The sequence below is a fragment of the Angelakisella massiliensis genome, from assembly GCF_900104675.1.
Lineage (GTDB): Bacteria > Bacillota > Clostridia > Oscillospirales > Ruminococcaceae > Angelakisella > Angelakisella massiliensis.
In genome coordinates this window covers 20,330-41,711 of the sequence record NZ_LT629941.1, presented here as the reverse complement: position 1 = coordinate 41,711, position 21,382 = coordinate 20,330, and the positions used below count along the sequence as shown (strand labels likewise).

The 21,382-nt window shown below is 51.2% G+C and carries 25 protein-coding genes and 1 pseudogene; 17 read left to right on the top strand and 9 right to left on the bottom strand.

Translation table 11 applies throughout. From position 1 onward, the window contains the following. The 4 genes from BQ5383_RS00230 to BQ5383_RS00215 all read left to right on the top strand — a co-directional run bounded on the left by BQ5383_RS00230 (position 1) and on the right by BQ5383_RS00215 (position 2,172). Positions 1 to 1,077, top strand: coding sequence for a DUF3849 domain-containing protein (locus BQ5383_RS00230; RefSeq protein ID WP_071428836.1), 1,077 nt, complete (start codon positions 1 to 3; stop codon positions 1,075 to 1,077). Then, positions 1,074 to 1,418 carry a plasmid mobilization protein gene (locus BQ5383_RS00225; RefSeq protein WP_071428835.1) on the top strand — a complete coding sequence of 115 codons (345 nt, stop codon included), beginning with the start codon at positions 1,074 to 1,076 and terminating at the stop codon, positions 1,416 to 1,418. Before BQ5383_RS00230 ends, BQ5383_RS00225 begins: the two co-directional genes overlap by 4 nt. 140 nt (positions 1,419 to 1,558) lie before the next feature. After that, positions 1,559 to 1,864, top strand: a complete 306-nt coding sequence (locus tag BQ5383_RS00220) for a hypothetical protein (protein WP_071428834.1) — start codon at positions 1,559 to 1,561, stop codon at positions 1,862 to 1,864. Next, on the top strand, positions 1,861 to 2,172 hold the full coding sequence (locus BQ5383_RS00215; protein ID WP_083389765.1) for a CD1845 family protein: 312 nt from the start codon (positions 1,861 to 1,863) through the stop codon (positions 2,170 to 2,172). The genes BQ5383_RS00220 and BQ5383_RS00215 overlap by 4 nt, the downstream gene beginning before the upstream one ends. Before the next feature lie 169 nt (positions 2,173 to 2,341). Here BQ5383_RS00215 and BQ5383_RS00210 read toward each other — a convergent pair whose 3' ends face one another. Further along, the gene (locus tag BQ5383_RS00210) at positions 2,342 to 3,799 is read right to left on the bottom strand and encodes an RNA-binding domain-containing protein (RefSeq protein ID WP_071428833.1); all 1,458 of its coding nucleotides are present in this window, start codon (positions 3,797 to 3,799) and stop codon (positions 2,342 to 2,344) included. A 102-nt stretch (positions 3,800 to 3,901) separates the two neighbouring features. On the opposite strand from BQ5383_RS00210, the gene BQ5383_RS00205 reads away from it, so the two are divergent. Both BQ5383_RS00205 and BQ5383_RS00200 read left to right on the top strand, forming a co-directional pair. Continuing rightward, the gene (locus BQ5383_RS00205) at positions 3,902 to 5,314 is read left to right on the top strand and encodes a relaxase/mobilization nuclease domain-containing protein (RefSeq protein ID WP_071428832.1); all 1,413 of its coding nucleotides are present in this window, start codon (positions 3,902 to 3,904) and stop codon (positions 5,312 to 5,314) included. A 250-nt stretch (positions 5,315 to 5,564) separates the two neighbouring features. Continuing rightward, a complete protein-coding gene (locus BQ5383_RS00200; protein WP_002576327.1) occupies positions 5,565 to 5,861 on the top strand; it encodes a hypothetical protein in 297 nt (98 codons plus the stop codon). 80 nt (positions 5,862 to 5,941) lie between these two features. Here the strand turns inward: BQ5383_RS00200 and BQ5383_RS00195 are convergent, their stop codons facing one another. After that, on the bottom strand, positions 5,942 to 6,301 hold the full coding sequence (locus BQ5383_RS00195; RefSeq protein WP_425330774.1) for a helix-turn-helix domain-containing protein: 360 nt from the start codon (positions 6,299 to 6,301) through the stop codon (positions 5,942 to 5,944). Between the two features lie 159 nt (positions 6,302 to 6,460). Here BQ5383_RS00195 and BQ5383_RS21825 point away from each other — a divergent pair, with 159 nt between their 5' ends. From BQ5383_RS21825 to BQ5383_RS00145, 10 genes and pseudogenes are all read left to right on the top strand, one after another. Continuing rightward, positions 6,461 to 6,658, top strand: coding sequence for a helix-turn-helix domain-containing protein (locus tag BQ5383_RS21825; RefSeq protein ID WP_009246557.1), 198 nt, complete (start codon positions 6,461 to 6,463; stop codon positions 6,656 to 6,658). After that, positions 6,648 to 7,136: a helix-turn-helix domain-containing protein gene (locus BQ5383_RS00185; protein ID WP_476726755.1), complete on the top strand. Its 489-nt coding sequence runs from the start codon at positions 6,648 to 6,650 to the stop codon at positions 7,134 to 7,136. Before BQ5383_RS21825 ends, BQ5383_RS00185 begins: the two co-directional genes overlap by 11 nt. Next, positions 7,118 to 7,834, top strand: a pseudogene (bcrD, locus tag BQ5383_RS00180) (bacitracin resistance undecaprenyl-diphosphatase BcrD); the annotation flags it as partial. The gene BQ5383_RS00185 and the pseudogene bcrD, both read left to right, overlap by 19 nt. A gap of 167 nt (positions 7,835 to 8,001) precedes the next feature. Then, a complete protein-coding gene (locus BQ5383_RS00175; protein ID WP_002576321.1) occupies positions 8,002 to 8,472 on the top strand; it encodes an RNA polymerase subunit sigma-73 in 471 nt (156 codons plus the stop codon). A gap of 476 nt (positions 8,473 to 8,948) precedes the next feature. After that, entirely contained in the window at positions 8,949 to 9,179 is a 231-nt protein-coding gene (locus BQ5383_RS00170) for a hypothetical protein (RefSeq protein WP_002576320.1), read from the top strand. 84 nt (positions 9,180 to 9,263) lie between these two features. Continuing rightward, positions 9,264 to 10,475: a tyrosine-type recombinase/integrase gene (locus BQ5383_RS00165; RefSeq protein WP_002576319.1), complete on the top strand. Its 1,212-nt coding sequence runs from the start codon at positions 9,264 to 9,266 to the stop codon at positions 10,473 to 10,475. 145 nt (positions 10,476 to 10,620) lie between these two features. After that, a complete protein-coding gene (locus BQ5383_RS00160; RefSeq protein ID WP_071428831.1) occupies positions 10,621 to 11,832 on the top strand; it encodes a tyrosine-type recombinase/integrase in 1,212 nt (403 codons plus the stop codon). Positions 11,833 to 12,597: 765 nt separating this feature from the next. Beyond that, a complete protein-coding gene (locus BQ5383_RS20320) occupies positions 12,598 to 12,900 on the top strand; it encodes a GNAT family N-acetyltransferase (protein ID WP_268874614.1) in 303 nt (100 codons plus the stop codon). Between the two features lie 114 nt (positions 12,901 to 13,014). Next, entirely contained in the window at positions 13,015 to 13,224 is a 210-nt protein-coding gene (locus BQ5383_RS00150) for a hypothetical protein (protein ID WP_071428830.1), read from the top strand. 380 nt (positions 13,225 to 13,604) lie between these two features. After that, on the top strand, positions 13,605 to 14,663 hold the full coding sequence (locus BQ5383_RS00145; protein WP_071428829.1) for a 3D domain-containing protein: 1,059 nt from the start codon (positions 13,605 to 13,607) through the stop codon (positions 14,661 to 14,663). 133 nt (positions 14,664 to 14,796) lie between these two features. Here the strand turns inward: BQ5383_RS00145 and BQ5383_RS00140 are convergent, their stop codons facing one another. The 7 genes from BQ5383_RS00140 to spoVAC all read right to left on the bottom strand — a co-directional run bounded on the left by BQ5383_RS00140 (position 14,797) and on the right by spoVAC (position 19,295). Beyond that, the gene (locus BQ5383_RS00140) at positions 14,797 to 15,660 is read right to left on the bottom strand and encodes a DegV family protein (protein ID WP_083389762.1); all 864 of its coding nucleotides are present in this window, start codon (positions 15,658 to 15,660) and stop codon (positions 14,797 to 14,799) included. Positions 15,661 to 15,676: 16 nt separating this feature from the next. Next, the gene (locus BQ5383_RS00135) at positions 15,677 to 16,174 is read right to left on the bottom strand and encodes a MarR family winged helix-turn-helix transcriptional regulator (protein ID WP_071428843.1); all 498 of its coding nucleotides are present in this window, start codon (positions 16,172 to 16,174) and stop codon (positions 15,677 to 15,679) included. 378 nt (positions 16,175 to 16,552) lie between these two features. Further along, on the bottom strand, positions 16,553 to 16,657 hold the full coding sequence (gene spoVM, locus BQ5383_RS21965; RefSeq protein WP_139193296.1) for a stage V sporulation protein SpoVM: 105 nt from the start codon (positions 16,655 to 16,657) through the stop codon (positions 16,553 to 16,555). Positions 16,658 to 16,676: 19 nt separating this feature from the next. Further along, positions 16,677 to 16,838 carry a hypothetical protein gene (locus BQ5383_RS20930; RefSeq protein WP_172724562.1) on the bottom strand — a complete coding sequence of 54 codons (162 nt, stop codon included), beginning with the start codon at positions 16,836 to 16,838 and terminating at the stop codon, positions 16,677 to 16,679. Positions 16,839 to 17,449: 611 nt separating this feature from the next. Further along, the gene (locus tag BQ5383_RS00130; RefSeq protein WP_071428827.1) at positions 17,450 to 17,815 is read right to left on the bottom strand and encodes a SpoVA/SpoVAEb family sporulation membrane protein; all 366 of its coding nucleotides are present in this window, start codon (positions 17,813 to 17,815) and stop codon (positions 17,450 to 17,452) included. Positions 17,816 to 17,819: 4 nt separating this feature from the next. After that, complete coding sequence (gene spoVAD / locus BQ5383_RS00125; protein WP_071428826.1) at positions 17,820 to 18,842, bottom strand: stage V sporulation protein AD; 1,023 nt, start codon at positions 18,840 to 18,842, stop codon at positions 17,820 to 17,822. 15 nt (positions 18,843 to 18,857) lie between these two features. Continuing rightward, the gene (gene spoVAC, locus BQ5383_RS00120; protein ID WP_071428825.1) at positions 18,858 to 19,295 is read right to left on the bottom strand and encodes a stage V sporulation protein AC; all 438 of its coding nucleotides are present in this window, start codon (positions 19,293 to 19,295) and stop codon (positions 18,858 to 18,860) included. A gap of 173 nt (positions 19,296 to 19,468) precedes the next feature. On the opposite strand from spoVAC, the gene BQ5383_RS00115 reads away from it, so the two are divergent. Then, positions 19,469 to 20,032 carry a DUF6199 family natural product biosynthesis protein gene (locus tag BQ5383_RS00115; RefSeq protein WP_071428824.1) on the top strand — a complete coding sequence of 188 codons (564 nt, stop codon included), beginning with the start codon at positions 19,469 to 19,471 and terminating at the stop codon, positions 20,030 to 20,032. Positions 20,033 to 21,382: the final 1,350 nt, after the last annotated feature.

Here is a 21,382-nt window from a genome sequence, read left to right as displayed (position 1 = left end):
ATGAACGCAGACAAAAATACGGCCCTCTATGAAAAGATGGCCGCCGAGCAGGACAAGTTCCGGGACTGGCTGAAAACCCAACCGCCGGAAGAAATTCTGAACCATGCCTATGAGTACGTTGTCCGTGAGGATATTTTGATGGCAATGGAGGAACTGGATCTGCCCCAAAGCCGGGCCGCCGCGCTGTTGGCGTCGCCGTCCCCGCTGGCCGATGTGTACAAGGAGTTTGCCGACCGGGAAACTTCCTACATGGATGTGGTGCGGGACAGCATCGAGCAGCGGGCCGAGGCAGCACTGGACACCCAGCGGGAACTGCCGCTCTACCGGCATGACGCCGCCCATGCCCGCGAACAGGGCGACCTGGATTTGTACCGGGCGTCCCGCCGCGCCAATATCGCCTGCAAGGAGGCCATTGAGACGGCGATTGCCGACAACTACCGGGACAACCGGCTGGACAGAGACGCGGTGCCCCAGGTGATCGAACAGTTCGGCTACACCCGCACTCTCTATGTGCTGGCAAACACCGTGCAGCAGAAAGATTGGGACGGACGGTTCAGCTCGGCCAACAAGACGTGGGCCAAGACTGTGGACATCCCGCCCAACCCGGACGGCTTCGGCGGCGAACGCAACCTGGACTTTGTGGTGGACAGCCATTCCGGCCTGGTCGATCTGTTTCTGACCCAGGCCCGGCAGGATTATCTGCGTCTCCAGCCGCTGACGCCGGAGGAAATCCAGGCCGAGGCCGCCCGGCTCTTGCAGGAGCTTCGCGTCCCGGATACCCCCAACAGCCCCCACGGCACCCATTACATGGCCCGCGTGTCGCCGGACTTTCTGGCCCGTGCAGGCACCCAGGCCCACGACCAGCTGATGAAATTGCTGCCGTTCCGCAGCCTGGCGATTACCGGGCTGGTGGACCGTCCCGGCACCTATGTCACCATCCTTGCCAGCGAGGATCGCAGTAAGGAGTTGCGCCAGCGCCGCCCCTCGGTCCGCCGTCAGCTGAAGCAGGAACCGCACCCCGCTGAAAAAGGCGAGAAAAAAGCGCCTGCCCGAAAAAAGACGGAGCCGGAGCGATGACCACCCCCAAGCGCAAGCGGGACGTGCAGCTGAACTTCCGGGTCTCGCCGGAGGAACTGGCGATGATCGAGCAGAAGATGGCCCAGCTGGGGACAAAGAACCGGGAAGCCTACCTGCGCAAGATGGCCCTGGACGGCTATGTGGTGCGCCTGGAACTGCCGGAGCTGAAGGAGCTGGTCTCCCTGATGCGCTATTCCAGCAACAATTTGAACCAGCTGACCCGCCGCGTGCATGAGACCGGGCGCATTTATGACGCCGACCTGGAAGATATATCCCAGCAGCAGGAGGCTTTGTGGGATGGGGTGCATAGGATATTAACTCAGCTGGCGAAGCTGTCGTGACAGGGGCATACGCCCCGGCTGTGAGGGAGGTCTGGCGTATGCGGGCTGCTGCGCCGGGCCTCCCTCCTTTTTCTTTGCCCGTATCGTTGCGTTTTGGCGGGGTGTGATTGATAATGGAGTCAGAAACGAGGTGATGGCTGATGCTGACGTTTGAAAATGTCTTGACTGTGTTTCGTGATTACCTGCGGCAAGACCCGGAGGAAGAAGTCCTTTCATGCAGGCGCGGCTACGTTCGGATAAGCTGGAACAGCGATTCCCGCTACTGTGTGGACGGCGTCCTCTGTCGAACCCCGGAGGAACTTTTTGATCTGTTGCTGCAAGATTACTGGGATTTCGAGCTGATCCGCCGGACGCATGGCCGCAGGGAGGCCACCGCAGCAGACGAAGAAGCCGTAGACGAACTGTGCCAGCCATACCTGGACTGGCGAAAGGAGGCGCAGAAATGAGAGCGTTACTGTTTATCTTGAGATTGATGATGAAAATTATCGCTGCGCCGGTAGTGCTGGCGCTGGCCTTGTTCACCTGGGTATGCTTCGGGCTGCTGTATGTGTCCAGCTTTATCTTCGGTCTGGCCTCCACCCTGGTGGCGCTACTGGGGATCGCAGTGCTTGTGACCTACTCACCGCAAAACGGCATCATCCTGTTGGTGATTGCCTTCCTGGTCAGCCCGGTGGGCCTGCCGATGGCCGCCGCCTGGCTGGTGGGCAAGGTGCAGGATCTGCGGTATGCCATCCAAGACGCAGTGTATGGCTGAATAGAAAACACAGGATTGCCGGGAGTAGTTGCCCGGCAATTTTTTTGACTTTACTTTCGCGCTAATTTCAGTGATGAGATTAGCATGAAAGTAAAGTCCACGCACATCAAAGGCATATAAAAAATCAGGGTGTCGGAGCATACAACTTCCTCCGACACCCTGATTTGGTTCAATTTTCTGGTGCAGGTTTTTGTACCGTTACATATTTTTGATGTTGGCTTCTGGGCTTATCTGGGATGGTCATTTGCAGCTGTCCATTGTCCAGCAGTGGACGCAAGTACCTCTTTGTAAATCCCTTTGTGTTTTTATACCCACAATGTTCCGCAATTTCAGCTTTCGAGCGCGGTTCTGCACAAAAGGCTAAAATCTGGTCTGTAAGTGTCACTTGGGTTCCCACTTGGGTTCCCACTTGGGTCCTCACTTGGGTCTCGTCCTGCGGCCCAACCTTTTCCACCGCAATCGGGGCCAGCGGAACCACGGTGCGGAACACATCGCCCTCGATAAATTCCGGGGTTCCACCGGAATAGAGCTTCGTGTATTTGTAAGTATTCCGCATCCCGGACCCCAGCTCGTCCGCCAGTCCAATCTCACGGAACACTTTGGAAATGGGCGGGTTCTTGGCATACGGCTCAAAGGAGGAAAGGTGCAGAGCGCCGTGCCCGTGGGAACGGTTGGCATTTTCGGTGTAGAGCCGGTTACGCTCAATTACGAATTTTGCCACATAGCCGCTGGAGTAATCCCGGTGCGCCAGGCTGTTGGAGAAAATTTCGCGCAGGATGCGGTCTCTGGCGCTGACGCTCTGGAGGCCCTCCTGCACAAAGGGGTCACTGAGGTGCTTTTGACCGAAAGCGATCAGCCGGTCATAGGTTTCCAGCAGATTCGTGATGATGACATCCCGGTCGTCATAGCGATCCAGATTTTCCACCCGGAAAATGGCGTCCGTTTTGTGCTGCGGCAATACAGCCAGGATCGTGCTGTCCTTCCCGAACAGAAGAATCGCCGCCAGGGTAATGCCTTCGAGCTGCCTTTCGGGGTCTTTTAAGATCAGACCGGCGCTGCGCAGCAGTTCTTCGTCTGACATGGACTTCCACGGATGGTTGGCCGTGCGGCTGGTGGTCATGGCTCTGGCGCGCTCCATCAGGTCAGGGCGCAAGTCGTCCATCTGGAAGCGGGTCACTTTATTTACAAAATAACTGCCGCTTTTCCGGGCGTACAGCTGGTACACCATGTCGGAGTTGTCGGTTATATCAATATCTGCTTCGTGGCTGCGGTCAAAAATGCGCCCGTGATGGCGGCAGACCTGGCTGCCGGACGGCACCTGAATGACCAGCAGCGTGCGGCCGTCTACGGTGCAGGCTTCCGGCTGCAAGTACAGAGGCGGATTGATTTTCTGCCCGTTGTTGATGGAAGTCACGAAGTCTTTTTTCATACGGTCAACCGCATCCGGGGCAACACCCAAAATCTCCCCGTTGTCTTTGACGCCCAGGAGAATGATTCCACCGTCTCGGTTGGAAAAAGAACAGACGGTATCGTAAACATCCTTTGTAATCTCAGTGGTGGATTTCTTAAACTCCACCCGGATGTTCTCGCCGTCCTCGATCAGCTTCAGAAGTTCGGCTTCTGTCATAGGAGCAACAGCCCCCTTTCGAGTTGGTTTTATACTTTTTTATTATTATACGAGATTTTGCACGCAATATCAAACGCATTTCCGATGGAAGGAGGAAAAGTCATGGCCACCACCCGCATCATGCCGCTGCACGCAGGAAAGGGCCGCACGGTCGGCAAGGCCATCAGCGACATCATCGACTATGTAAAAAATCCAGACAAGACCGACCACGGCAGGCTCATCACCAGCTACCAGTGTGACAGCCGCGTGGCGGACGCGCAGTTCCTGCTGGACAAGCAGACCTACGCTGCCCGCACCGGCCGGGTGCGCGGCAAGGATGATGTGATTGCCTACCACCTGCGGCAGTCCTTTGTGCCGGGCGAGATTACGCCGGAGGAAGCAAATCGGCTGGGCGTGGAGCTGGCCCGGCGCTTTACCAAAGGCAAGCACGCTTTCATCGTCTGCACCCACATCGACAAGTCTCACGTCCACAACCATATTATATGGAACTCCACCACGCTGGAGTGTGACCGCAAGTTCCGCAATTTCTGGGGAAGCACCCGTGCCGTCCGCCGTCTGAACGATACCATCTGCATTGAGAACGGCTATTCCATCGTGGAGACCCCTAAGCGGCGCGGCCAGAGCTACAACAAGTGGCTGGGCGACGCGGCGAAGCCCTCCCACAAGGAGCAACTGCGCCAGGCCATTGACAGGGCACTGGTACAGAAACCGGGCACCTTGGAGGAGCTTCTTCGTCTGCTGGAACAGGACGGCTTCACCGTCCACCGGCGCGGCAAAACCATTTCCATCAGCGCGGAGGGCTGGGGCAACAATATCCGCTTTGACCGACTGGGGGACGGCTACACGCTGGACGATCTGCTTGCCGTCCTCTCCGGGCAAAAGGAGCATACACCCCGAAAGGAAACTGCTGTGCAGGCTGCTCCGCCCAAGGTCAATCTGCTGGTAGACATCCAGGCAAAACTCCAGGCCGGGAAAGGCGCCGGGTATACACGCTGGGCCAAGGTGTTCAACCTCAAGCAGATGGCTCAAACCCTCAACTATCTGTCCGAACACGGCCTACTGGACTATGCCGACCTGGAAACAAAAACGGCAGAGGCAACAGCCCGATACAATGCGCTATCTGCACAGATTAAGGCGGCCGAAAAGCGCATGGCTGAGATCGCCGTGCTGCGCACGCACATCGTCAACTATGCTAAGACCCGCGAGACCTATGTGGCCTACCGAAGGGCCGGATATTCTCGGAAATTTTACGCGGAGCATGAGGATGAGATCCGGCTGCACCAAGCGGCCAAGGAGGCCTTTAATGAGCTGAACGTGAAAAAGCTGCCCACCATCAAGGAGCTTCAGTCCGAGTATGCCCAGCTGCTGGCGGATAAGAAAAAGGCTTACGGAGAGTACCGGCAGGCCCGCGCCGCCATGCGGGAACTGCTGACCGTCAAGAACAACGTGGATCGGGTCCTGGCGATAGAGCCGACCGAGCCGCAACAGAAAGAAAAAGACCACGGCCAGCGGTGAGCTGGTCGCGGTCAAAAGCGTTCGCCAGAACGCGCAGCCACAGATTGAAAATCTGTGTTCAAAGGGGGCTTGGGGGACTTCCCTCAACAAGCGCGTGGGGCTATCTGGATAGCCACAGGCATCGCTTGCCACTTTTGTTCGCAAACAATATCCGTATCCTTTACACGATGATTTACTTTTATTATCATAGTCGTAATAAGTATATAAACTACTTACATATAAGCACCTAAAATATGAAAGGGCTGATAAAATGATGACCTTTGAAAAGGTTTTAGAAGTATTCAACGATTACCTAAATAAAGATAGTGTTTTGGAGGTGGTGAACACTAAGCGAGGATACACCGTTATGATTTGGGATGAAAAAGATGAGCAATGGTTTGGTGTGGAACATTGCAAAGCCCCCGAGCTTTTACGGGATGCCTTACTTGATGGCTATCGTGATTTTTTAGAGCAACAACTTACTCATAACCGCAGGAGTTTAACCGAAACAGAAATCTTAGATATTCAAAACCGATGTGAACAGCTTTATGATTTGTGTGGAGAATAAAAAAATAACCTAAAAAGTGCGATAGCCTGTGTAGGTGTCGCACTTTTTTCAGTTGGCTTGGCTTACGAAAACAGCGTTAATTATTCCGCAGTTTCTCTTGCCTTTTTCAAGCCTTGAGCCGTAGCTTCCATCACGATAAGCTCCTTTTCTTCCATATCATTCAACAGTACATCAACTTGTTTGCGGCGATTGTTGTCGCCATCTTCATTGCATGGAAAAAAGAACTGGTCTACAGAGATGTCAAGCAAGGTAGTAATGAGATAAAATTTGTTAAGCCTTGGGTGCTGCCCCCTGTTCTCTATATACATAATAGAGCGTGGCGTAAGGTCTACCAGTTGGGCAAGATATTCCTGTGTCCACCCTTTTGCTTCCCGAGCTTTTTTTATCGCTATACCTAACGGCTTAAAATCAAGTTTTCTTTCATCTTGGTACATTTTAATATCATCCTATATCATTGTACATTTCGGGTGATGATATTTGAACGAAGTATGATTTTATGTTTAGTAGTGTATAATTTCGTATTAGTGGAGAGAAACTTGCTATTATTCGTCATTCCGTATATAATAATTATATACTCTTTGCGAAAGGAAGTTGATATTATGAATTACATTTCTGTGAAAGCCGCTTCTGAAAAATGGGGCATATCGGAAAGACGGATACAAAAATTATGTGAGGAAAATCGCATTGACGGAACTGAAAAATTTGGTCGTGCATGGATGATACCAAAAGATGCAGAAAAACCCGTTGATGGACGTATGAAAACAAGGAACAAACAGGAGGAGAATCATGGAATTTAATGAAAAGCTACAACAGCTTAGGACTGGAAAGAACTTAACGCAGGAACAACTTGCGGAGCAATTATATGTATCAAGAACAGCCATTTCAAAATGGGAAAGCGGCAAGGGTTACCCTAACATTGAGTCGCTCAAGTGTATTTCTAAATTCTTTTCTGTGACCATAGATGAACTGCTATCGGGCGAAGAACTGATTACACTTGCCGAAACTGAAAATCGTTCCAACTTGAAAAAAATTTACAGTTTCATTTATGGAATATTAGATATGATGGCGGTTACTTTTATACTTTTGCCGTTGTATGGTAACCTTGTTGACGGATATATTTATTCTGTCAATCTACTTTCATTTACAGACACTACCCCAATATATCTTGCAATCTATTGGATTGTTTTTATTGTTTTGATTGCACTTGGGATAGCGAAACTGATGTGTGTTTGTTTTGAAAAGGAATCATGGAGCAACATATCACACTTAATATGAGCGAAGCATTTAAAGAAATGTTTTTTGTTGTTATTCAACTTGGAGCTATACTCGCAGTGGTTGTAATGTTTTGGAACAAGATGTTTCCCTTTCAATTTAAGAACAAAGCACAGTCAATTGTTAAAAAGGATACTTTCTCGTTGTGGTTCAAGGTTGCGGTAGCTTGTGTACCGTCAGCTATTATGGGGATTCTATTTGATGATTATTTGGATGCTTACCTCCAAACCCCCATTGTGATTTCAATCATGTTAATCTTTTATGGTTTGTTATTCATTCTCATAGAAAATTGGAATAAAAAGCGTACTCCTACTACTATGGCACTTTCTGACATCAGCTATAAAACAGCAATCTTGATAGGGGCATTTCAAGTGTTATCACTTATACCCGGCACATCACGGTCGGGAGCAACGATTATAGGTGCTTTACTCATAGGAGTTTCACGAGTGGCAGCAGCAGAGTTTACTTTTTTCCTCGCAGTACCTACTATGCTTGGAGCAAGTGCTTTTAAGCTGTTAAAATTCGGGTTTGAATTTACAAGTGCAGAACTGCTCGCTCTTGTTCTCGGTATGGCTGTGGCATTTGCGGTATCTGTCTTAGTAATTAAATTCCTAATGAACTTTATCAAAAAACATGATTTTAAGGTGTTTGGTTGGTATCGAATTGTGCTTGGTATACTTGTTGTACTTATAAAATCTTAATAATGCGTTTTCTTTGTGCGCGAATAAAAATGCCAGTTGGTCCTTAAGATCAGCTGGCATTTTTGTTTCTGGGGATGGAAAACAACCCAGAGATTCTCGTTGTCGATCTCCTCCTGATTTTAGTTTGCATGGTGAATTTTGCAAATTGAATCTACAGGAGGTTAATAATGGGATTTAATTATGGATATGAGAAAAAGAAGTTTGATAGTAGATGGAAGCGTTTAGAAGTTGAGTATTGTGATGCAGGGATGAGCGAAGAACAGATTGCTGCCATGAAAGAATATGACTGGGCATGGTTTTGCAGTCAAAGGGTTTTTCAAAACCATACGCAACCAATACCTTGTGAACAATATGATGAAGTATGTGGTCAATCACAGCTGTTCCGAAAGTTTGCATCGTTATCTTATCAATGGGATGTTGATAAGATTGATCAAACGCGATATGGATGGTTGGCTTCGGTGGAAAACGAACAACTACTGTTGAGATTGAAGAAGCTGTCGAAGAAAGATTTGGAGCTATTGACATTACTTTTTGTGGATGGTTATCGTCAAATTGATGTAGCACGTCTTTGGCATTGTTCCAGAAGTGCTGTTGCACAAAGATTTAAAAAAATAAAAAAATTTTTGAATAACACTTAACAAATGAAGCGTATCAGTGCCTACCCATTGAGGGAAGAACATTCTCCCAATGTGGAGCTTGACAATTTCATAGACGGCATTTCCGGTACATAACCTATGTACGAGCGAATCAGGCACGCCGCGAAGATGGACAGCCCCAGGAGGTGATGAATAGGACTGTTCCGAGCGATCCACGTCAGCCTGATACCCGAAAGTGGCATTTCAGGGCGCGATGACTGCATAGGGGTTAAAGATACTTCCTCACGGCCTCCTAAAGACTTGGGGGGAACTCTGCGGCGCACGAGTAAAACGACGCTGTGGAGTTATGACAGCCGCGCCAGCGGAGACCGGAATGTCCCCATCGCCAGGGGTGCGTGGCAAATGTGGCGAGTAAATTTTTCAAAGTCAGATACCATGCGCTGGCAGCTTCGGTTGCCAGCGCATTCATGTGATTTTGAAAGCAACAACCACATCTTTGACAGAAAGGGGGACCACCTATGGAAAAATTGATTTCGCGGAAAGAGGCTGCCAAATTACTGGGGATTAGCATTGCCACTTTGGATGCAGCTCGAAACAGTGGGCTAATTTCCTATGTTCAGTATGTGCAAAATGGTTGCGTGTACTTTACAGATGCTGGCCTTCAGGAGTATATCGCAAAATGCACCCATCGTGCAAAGCCAGTGGAAAAAAGCGCTACATACCGCAAGCTGCGAAGTGTCCGAGCTTGAGCTGTTCCGTATCCTTGCTGGAACCTAATATGTCTGATAAAACAAAGGTACAGCGCTGGACATTATTCTTAGGAGGTGACGGAATTGGCAAAAAGAAAAAGGGCAATTCCTCAATATGGTACGGTCGTGCTTAACGGCATTGAATATTATAGAACCAGAGTCGAAGATTCGGATGGAAACAGAGTGGCGCTTTATGCAAAGACGCCCGAAAAGCTTTATGACAAGGAACTGGAGGCGTTAGAGCAGATTGACAGTACTACGTTTCGTCGAAGATCGCCTACGGTTGCTGAGTACTGTGAGAAGTGGCTGCTGATGCAGTCCGTCCATGTTCGGGCCACCACCTTGACAGATTATACCTCTAAGGTGCGGCGGCACATTATTGGAGGGCTGGGAGACAAGAGAATGGCTGATGTATCCCTGGATGACATCCAACTTGCCCTCGTACCTGTTTCCAAGAAGTCGGCTTCGGTTTATAAGTCTGTGGTGATTCTCTGCAAGTCCATTTTCCGGGCGGCCAAGGAGAGCCATGTGATTGACGAGGACCCGACCATATACCTGGATGCAAAGGGAGGAGTTCCCCAGGAAGAAAGACAGGCATTGACGGATGAACAGGTTGAGCGGCTTTTGGACACGATCCGGGATTTGCCGCCCTATGTATTTGTGATGATCGGTTTATATGCCGGTCTGCGCCGGGAAGAAATCCTGGCGCTGCAATGGGATTCTGTGTATCTGGATGCAGAGGCTCCGTACTTAACGGTACGGCGGGCATGGCACACAGAACATAACAGGCCGGTCATTCTTACCGAGCTAAAGACCAAAGCGGCACAAAGAAACATTCCTCTCCCGGTCTGTCTGGTTGAATGTCTGAAAGATGCAAAGAAAAAATCCACTTCGGATTATGTGATTGCCAATCGGGACGGTGATCCGCTATCCTATACACAGTTTAAGCGGCTGTGGCAGTATATTGTGACGCGGACTGCAAAGCCGAGAATGGCCAGAAAACTTGTGGACGGAAAGTATGTAAAATATATGCTTTACCCGAAACTTGGAGAAAAAGCCAGGAATAACGGCCATGTGGTATATAGCCTGGATTTTGAAGTGACACCGCATCAGCTGCGGCACACCTACATCACCAATCTGATTCATTCTTCGGTGGACCCCAAAACGGTACAATATTTGGCGGGCCATGAAAGCAGCAAAATCACGATGGACATTTACGCAAAGGTCAAATACAACAGGCCGGATGATCTTGTCAAAGCAATGGGCTGTGCCTTTGACTTATGGGACGCTGTGTAAGTTCCGAACAATTCAGAAAATGAAGTAAGAGCGAGACAAGGATGTCTCGCTCTTAGTTTTTCCTTGGCCGTATCTTTGATTCAATTTGAAATCTCTGATAAAAAGGAGGTGTAGATACATCACCACGCGAGAAAGGAAATTAATTATGGCAAAGAAGAAAAAAAACATACCTCAATATGGAACCGTCACACGAAAGGGTGTCCTGTATTACAGAACCCGGATTCTGGACGCAGACGGCAAGCAGGTGAGCTTGTATGGGACTACCTGCGAGGAACTGTACGATAAAGAGCAGGAGGCGAGACGCCAGGTAGCGGAGATCATCTTCCACCGGGAGCATCCTACTGTGGCCGAGTATTGTGAGAAGTGGCTGTTGATGCAATCCGCAAAAGTGTCGCCGGCTACACTGAAGGGCTACGCCTCCAATATGAAGAACTACATTATCAAGCCTTTGGGAGATATGTATATGGAGGAAGTAACAGCGGATGATATTCGTCTGGCGCTGATCCCATTGTCCAATAAGTCCGAGAGCCTGCACAATACGGTGAATATGCTCCTCAAGTGCATTTTTTACTCGGCAGAGCGGAGCCAGTTGCTGGAATACAATCCGTGTGAGGGGATTTCGGCAAAAGGAGGTAAACCGACCCAAAAGAAAGATTCGCTGACAGACCAGCAGGTGGAAGTGCTGCTGGAAACCGTCAAAGGACTTCCGCCGTATCTGTTTACCATGATCGGCTTATATGCCGGTCTGCGCCGAGAAGAAGCTCTCGCCTTGCAATGGGATTGTGTGTTCCTCGATGCACCCACTCCATATATCTCTGTGCGGCGCGCATGGCGATCAGAGCATAACAGACCGGTTATCTCTACAACGCTTAAGACGAAAGCAGCAAGAAGGGATATTCCCATTCCCAAATGCCTTGTGAATTGTCTGCGGGAAGCCAAGGCTGCCTCCAAATCGGAATATGTGATTGCCGATAGTGAGGGACAGCCCTTGTCATATTCGCAGTTCAAACGTGTCTGGCAGTACATCGTTGTTCGGTCTACCAAGGAGCGTACCTATTATAAGTATGTGAACGGACAGAGCATCAAGTACACTGTTCAGCCGAGTCTGGGAGGACATCAGAAAAACAATCCCAACAGTGTGTATAGCCTGGACTTCGATGTGACACCGCACCTGCTGCGGCATACCTACATCACCAATCTTCTGTATGCAGGTGTTGACCCCAAGACGGTCCAGTACCTTGCCGGACATGAGAACAGCAAGACAACTATGGACATCTATGCAAGAGTAAAGTATAATAAACCAGAACAGCTATTCGATGTAGTAAATTCTGCATTTCATCAAGCTGTCCCCTCGTAAAAGTGGCCTGTTTTTTGGGTTAAGGAATAGGACAACCGAGGGGCCGAGGCTCAAAAAAGCCCGGAATATCAAGGAAAATCATCGCTCAGACGATTGAAATACGGCCTCAAGGCTGCCCGTCGCGCTCCGCAGTTCTCCAAGAGATAATTTGTTGTTTCTGTGGAACTTTCCCGCAGGCCTTCGGGCCTGCGGGTTTTTCTTTTTGCCATACTTTGCAGCGGAAGCAGGAATTACCCTTGCAGAATATTGCTACATCATGTAGAATAAAAGTCAGGCAGTTTAAAAGGGGGAATGATCATGACCTCCAGAGAAATGATTCTCTTGGCTCAAAAGGAATCAGCCCGATTGCTGGGTTGCCGTCAAGAGGACTTGGCCGGATCAGCAGATCTGGTTATCACCCGTGAAAATGCTCAGGGAAAGAGGGGAAAAGCTGCACCCTTCTGTTTTTTTGTGTCTTACGGCAGCTGTACAGTGGCATCGGCTGATCCTGCAGCACTGGAAGCTATACGCATCTATTTCAAGCGCTTTCCCAGACAGGCGGATCGGATGGAAGTCCCTGCCCTGTATACCCTGAATAAACTGCTGAAACCTATGGGATATGGGGTCTGCTTTCAATCTGAATATTTTCTCCCTCTCCGTTTCTCTGAGGCAAAGGCCTCTTCTTTCAAGACAGAGCTATTGGTAACAGAGCAATTGGCGGAGCTCAACAGCTCCCAATGACCCAATGCCCTCACAGCTCATCACCGGCACCTGGATCGTCTGGGGGTGGCAGCCTTGGACGGCGGGAACATGGTAGGACTGGCCGCCTGTTCGGAGGACAGTCCTCTGCTATGGCAGATTGGGGTGGATGTTGATCCGTTCTATCGTGGAAAAGGAATTGCTGTTTCCTTGGTAAGACAGCTGGCACAAGAAGTACTGATACGGGGGAAGGTTCCATTTTACGGGGCCGCTTGGTGCAATATTCCATCGGTACGCTGTGCTCTTTCAGCGGGATTTGTTCCTGTCTGGAATGAGATTACTGCCATTCCACTGGCTGAACTTGAAAAAATGCTCCAACAACAGGGGTAAGGCCACCTCAAAAACGGTCCCTGTTGGGATGAACGGCAGCACTTATCATAGGACTGAGCAGCAAACGATTTTTCCCCAGCTTATTGGAATATGGCACAGAATGGCGGTTTTCCCATGGCTTTGGGACAAGATCCCGGTGAAAAGTGGAATAAGAGCCAAATAAAGGGGCAAAATAAAACTGCTTTTCCTTTATTTTGCAGGAAGCTCTTCATCATCATGCAAAACGCTTTTCTCTTTACACCGGATATTTATGTCTCTTCTGTGGCGTTTCTTTTCCCTTTCTCCCTGAAAAGGAGCTTAAATCCGCTTGAAAAGCCGCTTTGAGGACATTTGTCCGGCCTTTCATGACGGGAACAGCGCTTTTCTCAAAATTCGTTCATTTATCGCGTATTTTTCCCCATCCCATTAGTTAATGTAACGAAAATTCCTTTGTAATACCGGCAAAAAGCTTAGAATATCACCCCTATGGACCGTGATCCCTTTCTTGACAAGATTTCGGGGATGCAATATAATAGCAAAAGCTTTGCAGGAAATCCTGCTTTTAATTGCTTTTTGTATCCTCCCGTTTCCGGGACATGGCAAAGGCAGCTTCCGATGAAAGAAGAAGCTCTTCTTTTTGACGGCAGTCCTTTTCTTAAATTTCTTTTCCCTAGGCGGTGGGAGTTTCCTGGGCCGGATACAGAGAAAACAAAAAGGAGAACTATATGGATCAAATTAACCCACGACGAATACTCAAAGGAGCGCTGCACCTGATTTTCAGCAAAACAGTGCTGTTCAGTGCTCTGGCGATAGCCTTGTCCGCCGTTATTTTTGCCGTATCCTATCTCAACAATGTCATTTATATCACTGATGGCAACACCACCACCGTCACTGTTACCACCGAGCGGGACGCCATGAAAATTCTGGCCAATGAAAACATCATTACCACCGCCAATGACCGCATCACCTATGAGGCTCCTTCCATCGGCAGCAGCGGCCAGCTGACCATCCAGCGGGGATTTCCCGTATCGGTCACTGTGGACGGCGCTACCCATACCGTCAACTGGATCGAGGGTCAGGTGGAGGATCTGCTGGAAACCACCGGCGTAACGCTGGGGGCCCATGATAAGATCACCCATGAGATCGACCATGAGATGCGTCCCTATGAAAATGTAGTGATCACCCGGGTGGCCTATCGCTCCTATGATGTTCCTGTCACCCTGCCCAAGGAAGTGACCTACAAGAGCACCAGCCTGATCAAATACGGTACCAGCCGGGTCCTTCAGGCGGGCACCGACGGTCTGCGCATCGACAGCTATGATGAGATCCTGGAGGATGGCCAAGTGGTGGAAACCCTGCTTGCCAGCTCCACTGTTACCAAGGAGCCCACTGAGGAAATCGTTCTGGTAGGTGATGGCAGCGCCATTTCCAGACTGGATTACAGCGCTTCCTATCCTCTGGATGAAAACGGCACCCCCATCAATTACAAATATGTCCTGCACAATCAGCGGGCCACTGGTTACTGGCGTGCCGGACGTGCCTGGGGCGCCAGCGGCGAATACTGCATGGCGGGTACTGTAGCGGTACGGGCCAACGAAATTCCCTATGGCACCAAGATGTATATCCGTACCCCTGACGGCAACTTTATCTATGGTTATGCTGTTGCCAACGATACCGGCACCGGACTGATGCAGGGAATCATTGATGTGGACCTGTTTTATGAAACTTATGAGGAAAGCTGTCTGAACAGCGTCCGCTGGGTAGACATCTATATCCTGGAGTAAAAAACAAAATATCGTTACTATAGCAAACGGGGAACAGTAAAAACTGTTCCCCGTCTCCGTCTGCTTAAATCCAATTTGAAACATCAAAATCATTGGACAGGCTCCCCTGCCCTTGGTTTTGCAACTGCCGCAATCATCCATTCCCCTGTTTTTCCGGCACGATCCAGGCAACCCCAGCGCTTCCAGGGCCAATATAACTGCCGATCACCGGACCGATCTCACAGTGGCCGCAGGCGCCGACACCCGGGACTTTTTCCAGGTATCCCGCCAAACGGCTTGTCAACTCCGGAGCCTGAGCTGATCCCAAAACCGGTGGGAAAGCAGGATCCACCCCTTCCCGGGCCATGGCGGCAGCAATCCACTGGCAGGCGGCTTCTTCTCCCCGGGGCTGGCTTTCCACGGAAAGGGTCCCTTGGGTCAGTCTCACCACAGGTTTTCGAGAAAAAAGCTTGTCCAGCATCTCGCTGCCCCCCGTCAGCTTCCCGCTTCGGCGAAGATACTTTCTGGAACCTGTTACCGCCAGCATCCGCAGTCTCCCTTTCAGGCTTTCCAGCGTGCGGGCCATCTCCTCACCGGATACACCCAAATGGCGCAGCCTCACCGCTTCATTGATCAGCACCATGGAACCCATGGATACACTGCCGGTATCCACGATATGAATCCGTTCCGGTCCCACCAAACGCTCTCTGGCCTCCCGGGCAGCCTCACAGGTGCCGCTGAGACTGCCGGAAAGAAGAATGGCCACCACCTCATCCGCCTCCTCCAGACGGAAGGAAAACAGATGCTCAAAAATCAAGCTGTCCACTTTTCCTGTAACAGGTGTGCTTTTGGTGTAAGCAAGCTTCTGATAAAATTCCTGAGGTGACAGATCTACCCCATCCTGATACTCCCGGCCATCCATCGTGATGGCCAACGGTACGGCAGTGAGGTCCAGCTGTTCCAGTTCCTCGGGAGAATAACCAGCTGTGCTGTCAATGATGATCTTGAGGGACATCATCAAGACCTCCTTTCCCTCATTCCTCCGCAGGCAAAAGATTTTCCACCTGAATATACCGCTCCTCCTGCTCCAGAGATGTAAACCACTGTGCCAAAACCTCCAGGGCCGAAACCAATGCCAGCAGCTGCTGATGATCCAGGCAGTCCATCACCCCGCTCACCAGCCGCTCATGAAACATTTGATGATACCGATTGGCCTCTTCCGCCACATGGGTGGGATACAGCCACACCATGCGCCGGTCCTCCTGCCGTTTGCGGCGGGTAAGAAAGCCCTTTGTTTCCAGGGTTTTGACCGCGGTGGTAAGGGTGCCCATCGTTACCCCCAACCGCCGGGAAATCTCACCCATATTGTTCAGGCCGGCATCCATGGCCAGAAAAACCGCCTCAATGATATGGAACTCATTGACTGACAGCTTGCCTTGCTGATAAGAACTCAGCACCTTTTCCTCCCAACGGAGGACCTGGTTAAAATCCTGTACCAGAAAACGATGAATGGCTTGACTGATATCATCCATAGGGTACATCCTTTCCATCAAAACAGAACTTGTCCATCCTTGAAAGGAGGAATCCTTCGTCTTTTCCCCTTGCCAGAAGGGGATGAAAAAAGTTTTCCCCATTGATTCGCTGATTTTATTATAAAATACTTCCTCTTTGGGAGCAAGAAAAAAGAGAAAAAAACCGGCGTCTCCATTTCCTGAAAGGTGAACGGAGCCGCCGGTTTTTCCGCAGATTATCCCGTTTTTGACGCTGATGATCCTCATGGCTGCTGTTCCAGCCGCTTCCAGCAAAGAACGCCGCCGGGGTTTCAGGGCAAAGGCTTCCGGCTCTGCTTTTCACTGTACAGCACCAGCAGAAGCAGAAAGCCTGTCACCAGCGTCTATGTATCGTTTCTTTCAGGTCAGCTCCTCTTTTCGGATCCCGAAAATGAGACGAAGGATCCCCGAAAGCAGCCGGGGACTTTTTACCACCACGATCTTCAACGCCGTCACCTCCTTCATGCTGACACTGCGGTCCCTCTTACCGCTTACCCGATGCGGTACATCCCAGAAGAATCAGGCCAAAGGCGGACAAAACCACCACCAGCCGCAGGGAAAACACCAAAGACAGCAGCACTCCCGCTCCAAAGCAAACACAAGCCAGAGGGATACAGGAAGGACCGGGACGTTTGCATCTTTTCATCTTTCCTTTCTCCCTTCTGACTCATGTTGGGGAAGCGCTTTTGGGAACCGCTTAGTTTCATTATACGTCGGACGCCGGAAAGAGTTCATTAGCTCAGCTAATACCATGGCTTTTCAAATTAATCATGTTAATAACTCGGTTGAAAGTGTGGAAAAGTTGGAATGATTTGCGGTGGATTTGGTGGAAAAAGTGAATGAAATCAGGCAAATCCCCTTGAAAAACGGAACTTTTTGGGTTGAAAATGAGAAAAAAGCGGTGGAAAACTAAGTTGAAAGTGTGGAAAGGTGAAATATAAGAGCCGTTTATTACCCCCTGTATAAGGGATAAAACGGCTCAGCAAGCGGGTTTACAGCCTTTTCAACACCATATGTGGGGGGGTGGAAACGTTTTTTTCCACACTCACCACAAGATATTGGGGAGAAATATCGCCGGAGGTGATGGTTATCTCCTTTTTGTCGCCGGCTTGAAAATCAAAGGATTTTTTCAGAGGTATTTGATGGATTCCAGGTTTTGGGACCATCAGCCTTTAAAATAAATCATGGAGAAAGACCCCGGCTTTCTTTTCCGGGTCCTTCTCCATGCCGTGGTACGCCAGGGGTACTCTCTGGCCATCAGGGCTTGTCCTTGGAACGGGAGAAAAAGCCTGCCAGGAGGCTCAGCACAATAGCCCCCGCCACACCGGGAGCGCAGGCGGTCAGACCGCCGGAAAGGATCCCCAGAGGTCCCTGCTCCTGGATGGCCTGACGGGTGCCCTTTGCCAGCAGCGCCCCAAAGCCTGTGAGGGGTACAGTTGCTCCAGCGCCGGCAAAATCAATGAGGTGCTGATAGATTCCCAGCCCTCCCAAAAGCACTCCTGCCACCACATAAGCCACCAGAATCCTGGCCGGAGTAAGCTTGGTGCGGTCAATGAGCAGCTGTCCAATGAGACAGAGACTTCCTCCCACCAGGAAGGCTTTGAGCAATACAAACAGGTTCATTTTTTCACTCCTTTCCTGCGGGAGCCGCGGACAGCCACAGCAGATGGGCGATCCCGGGGATGGATTCCCCCTGCTGCACCGCTGTAGGAGACATCAGGGCGCCGGTGGCTACAAAGAGGATATTTCTCAGTGAGCCATCCAGCAAACGGGGCAGCAGGCTGGAGCACAGCACAGAAGCGGAACAGCCGCAGCCGCTTCCTCCTGAATCCACCTGCTGTCTCTTCCGGTCATACAGCAAAAGTCCGCAGTCCCGGTGCCGTCCCTCCAGACGCACCCCATCCCGCTCCAGCAGCTGGAGCAGCAGCTGTGAGCCAACATGAGCCAGGTCCCCCGTCACCACCAGATCAAAGTCCTCCGGCTGATATCCGGTGTCGGTGAAAAAACGGGAGATGGTATCTGCCGCTGCCGGGGCCATAGCTGCTCCCATATTATTGGCGTCGGTGATTCCCAGGTCCCGGATCCTGCCGGGGGTAACCGCCCGCACCCGGGGGCCTGTTCCCTGCCGTCCCACTACCACAGCGCCGCTGGCTGTGGCGGTCCACTGGGCGGAGGGGGGACGCTGGCTTCCATATTCCAGAGGAAAGCGAAATTGCCGCTCCGCTGAACAGAAATGGGAGGAAGTAACCGCCCCTGCCAGCTCTCCAAAGCCTCCCTCCACAAACAGGGAAGCCATCATCAGGCTTTCCGCCATGGTGGAGCAGGCGCCGTATACCCCCAGAAAGGGAATGTTCAGATCCCGCAGGCCATAGGTGGAGCTGATGCACTGGTTCAGCAGATCCCCGGCAAAAAGAACATCGATCTCCTCCGGAGAAAAAGCTCCCTTCTGGATTGCCAGATCCAGGGCCTTTTTCTGCATGGAGGCCTCTGCCTTCTCCCAGCTGTCCTGGCCGAAAGCGCTGTCCTCACAAATCAGATCAAAGGAGGGCCCCAGCGGCCCTTCCCCTTCCATTTTGGAGCCCACCGCCGCAAAGGATCGAATTACCGGTCCCTGGGTCAGCAGCAGGGTGCTCCCTTTGCGCAACGCCATACTTCTTTCTCCCTTCTAGCGGATAAAGTAATAGATCAAGCCATACAGTACACCGGCGGAAATGCCGTAGACCAGTACCGGTCCCGCTATGGAAAACATTTTTGCTCCCAGCCCCAGCACCAGTCCCTCACTGCGGAATTCAATGGCAGCAGAGGACATGGCGTTGGCAAAGCCGGTAATGGGTACCAGTGTGCCCGCTCCCGCAATTCTGGCCACCCGGTCATAAAGACCGAAGCTGGTCAGCAGCACCGACAGCAGCACCAGTGACAGCGACACCAGCGCAGAAGCCTGGTCCTGCTCCATTCCCATGGATTTCAGCAGCTCCAGTACAATCTGGCCCAGGGTGCAGATACTGCCTCCAATCAAAAAGGCCATTGCCCCATTTTTCACTGTCCTGGACGGCGGGGACGCCTCCTGCGACATCTGCTGATAATCCTTTGGCGTCAGTCCCATAGGACCATCATCCTTTCTCTTTTTTCTTCATTCTCCCCAGTGGGGTTTTCTTTATACCTCTGTCCAATGGCTGTTGCCGCGGAAATGTCATTTATGTTATGATGAAAAAAATACAAACGCCTTTTCTCCGGTCTTTCTGCTCTGGGGAAAAAGGCCGGGAGAGGGAGAGAAAGATGAAGATTGTTTCACTGCTTTTGGCTTTTGTGCTAACGCTGGCGGTGCTGTCAGGATGCGGCGCTTCCAATTCCCAGCAGCCTTACACCACCGTCAAAAATGAGCAGGTTTTCACTGTGGATCCCGAAGAAAAAACCATCTCCTGCGGCGGGGAGACCTACCGCTATACCCTGCAGGGAGATGCCCACTCCTGGCAGACAGAACTGACCTATCCCAATGGGGAAACCTATTGGTGGCGCAGGGAGGAAGCAGGAAACGGCTTTTCCAGCGGTTATGGAGGATGGAGTGATGGCTTTGATCCCAGCGGTTACGCTGATCCTCATTTGCTGGTGGAAATTCTGGAGGAACAAATGCAGTCCCAGCCCTCTCCTGTCAACTGGCCGGTGGTGCTTTTTCTCATCGCCATTGGCGTGCCCCATATCATCTGGCCCGAACGCTGCTGGTATCTTCGGCACGGCTGGATGTATCGCCAGGCGGAGCCTTCTGATGCAGCTGTGACCGCCAGCCGTGTCAGTGGTGTTGTGGCAATTGGCATAGCGCTGGTGATGTTGGTTTCCCGGTAAGTCATGTGTGGAAAAATTGGACAGAGACTGTGTTCCATACCAGAAAGTGGAGTGGGCAACGGTTTGGGCTGGGGTTACGCCCAAAGGGACTCTCGCCGGAGCAAAGTCCATTCCGCTTCGGTCCCCTGGACGGGGACCATCCACTCCATTCCCTTGCCCATCTCCGGCCTAAGAGCCGCCTGCGGCGGTTGGCCTCCGAAATGCGCCTGCGGGCGCGAAGCTCTTCCCCAAAAGGTCCCGCTTGCTTCGGCTGCTCGGTTGCCTGTACCCTTTAGGGGTAACAAGCGCCCTCACGACGCCTCCGCTGCGCTACCAACCTTTTGGGGGCGGGAGTGATTTTCATTTTATAAGGAAAAAAGGGAAGGAGCCTGCCGCTGTTTTTGCCTGTATCTTTTAGTGTTATGGGGAACGGGTGGGAGGGATGGTTTCTGTTCCAATTCCAGTATAGACAATATCGTCCGCTCGCCGGTTGTCGGGGTAAAGCCCGACAATCCACTCGCTTTCCTGGTGGAAGAGATGGCCGCCCAAGGCGGCCAAAGGGGGCGGCGGATAAACCGCCGCCCCCACACCGTAAAAAACTGTTTCAAAGGGTAAACAAAATTTGAAATTATAAAAACCAGCCAGATATCCCTTTGAGCGTTCCGGAAAGGCTTAACATTTCCAAATCTATCATTCCGTTTTCATGCCCGGGAAGAATACAGCAGCATTTTCCAGTGAACAACGGGTACAGAAACAACATCTGTACATGAAGGTGTTCCCCTTCCAACCTGCTTGCAAACTCGATATTTCCGGACAATTACCCAGCTTTGGAAGCATACTCAAAAAGCCCCGTCCGGCTTTCGCCGGACAGGGCCCAGTCTTCTGTAGAAAAAGCTGATTCCGAGAAAAAACAAAATTCAAAATCATAAAAATCAGGACATGCGCCTGATTTTTATACCACGACCCGCGCCCACCGGGGCGCGAAACCGGGGGTATCGCCGCTGGTTTCGTCAGGAACCTGCGGCGTATCCAGGGGGACTGGGTCCCCCTGGAAGTGTGCCGAACCCCTTCGGCACACTCAGAGGGACATGCGCCTGATTTTTATACCACGACCCGTGCCCACCGGGGCGCGAAACCGGGGGTATCGCCGCTGGTTTCGTCAGGAACCAGGCGGCGTATCCAGGGGGACTGGGTCCCCCTGGAAGTGTGCCGAACCCCTTCGGCACACTCAGAGGGACATGCGCCTGATTTTTATACCACGACCCGCGCCCATCGGGGCGCGAAACCGGGGGTATCGCCGCTGGTTTCGTCAGGAACCTGCGGCGTATCCAGGGGGTATTGGATACCCCCTGGAAGCGTGTCGAACTTTTT

Coding starts and splice junctions, on each gene's coding strand:
- BQ5383_RS00230 (WP_071428836.1), top strand. CDS start 1: ATGAACGCAGACAAAAATACGGCCCTCTATGAAAAGATGGCCGCCGAG.
- BQ5383_RS00140 (WP_083389762.1), bottom strand. CDS start 15,660: ATGATGTCCCTCAAGATCATCATTGACAGCACAGCTGGTTATTCTCCC.
- BQ5383_RS00150 (WP_071428830.1), top strand. CDS start 13,015: ATGGCTTTGGGACAAGATCCCGGTGAAAAGTGGAATAAGAGCCAAATA.
- BQ5383_RS00210 (WP_071428833.1), bottom strand. CDS start 3,799: ATGACAGAAGCCGAACTTCTGAAGCTGATCGAGGACGGCGAGAACATC.
- BQ5383_RS00160 (WP_071428831.1), top strand. CDS start 10,621: ATGGCAAAGAAGAAAAAAAACATACCTCAATATGGAACCGTCACACGA.
- BQ5383_RS00215 (WP_083389765.1), top strand. CDS start 1,861: ATGAGAGCGTTACTGTTTATCTTGAGATTGATGATGAAAATTATCGCT.
- BQ5383_RS00135 (WP_071428843.1), bottom strand. CDS start 16,174: ATGGATGATATCAGTCAAGCCATTCATCGTTTTCTGGTACAGGATTTT.
- BQ5383_RS00145 (WP_071428829.1), top strand. CDS start 13,605: ATGGATCAAATTAACCCACGACGAATACTCAAAGGAGCGCTGCACCTG.
- BQ5383_RS00170 (WP_002576320.1), top strand. CDS start 8,949: ATGGAAAAATTGATTTCGCGGAAAGAGGCTGCCAAATTACTGGGGATT.
- BQ5383_RS20930 (WP_172724562.1), bottom strand. CDS start 16,838: ATGAAAAGATGCAAACGTCCCGGTCCTTCCTGTATCCCTCTGGCTTGT.
- BQ5383_RS00225 (WP_071428835.1), top strand. CDS start 1,074: ATGACCACCCCCAAGCGCAAGCGGGACGTGCAGCTGAACTTCCGGGTC.
- spoVM (WP_139193296.1), bottom strand. CDS start 16,657: ATGAAGGAGGTGACGGCGTTGAAGATCGTGGTGGTAAAAAGTCCCCGG.
- BQ5383_RS00185 (WP_476726755.1), top strand. CDS start 6,648: ATGGAATTTAATGAAAAGCTACAACAGCTTAGGACTGGAAAGAACTTA.
- spoVAD (WP_071428826.1), bottom strand. CDS start 18,842: ATGGCGTTGCGCAAAGGGAGCACCCTGCTGCTGACCCAGGGACCGGTA.
- BQ5383_RS00115 (WP_071428824.1), top strand. CDS start 19,469: ATGAAGATTGTTTCACTGCTTTTGGCTTTTGTGCTAACGCTGGCGGTG.
- BQ5383_RS00130 (WP_071428827.1), bottom strand. CDS start 17,815: ATGAACCTGTTTGTATTGCTCAAAGCCTTCCTGGTGGGAGGAAGTCTC.
- BQ5383_RS00175 (WP_002576321.1), top strand. CDS start 8,002: ATGGGATTTAATTATGGATATGAGAAAAAGAAGTTTGATAGTAGATGG.
- BQ5383_RS00205 (WP_071428832.1), top strand. CDS start 3,902: ATGGCCACCACCCGCATCATGCCGCTGCACGCAGGAAAGGGCCGCACG.
- BQ5383_RS21825 (WP_009246557.1), top strand. CDS start 6,461: ATGAATTACATTTCTGTGAAAGCCGCTTCTGAAAAATGGGGCATATCG.
- spoVAC (WP_071428825.1), bottom strand. CDS start 19,295: ATGGGACTGACGCCAAAGGATTATCAGCAGATGTCGCAGGAGGCGTCC.
- BQ5383_RS00200 (WP_002576327.1), top strand. CDS start 5,565: ATGATGACCTTTGAAAAGGTTTTAGAAGTATTCAACGATTACCTAAAT.
- BQ5383_RS00220 (WP_071428834.1), top strand. CDS start 1,559: ATGCTGACGTTTGAAAATGTCTTGACTGTGTTTCGTGATTACCTGCGG.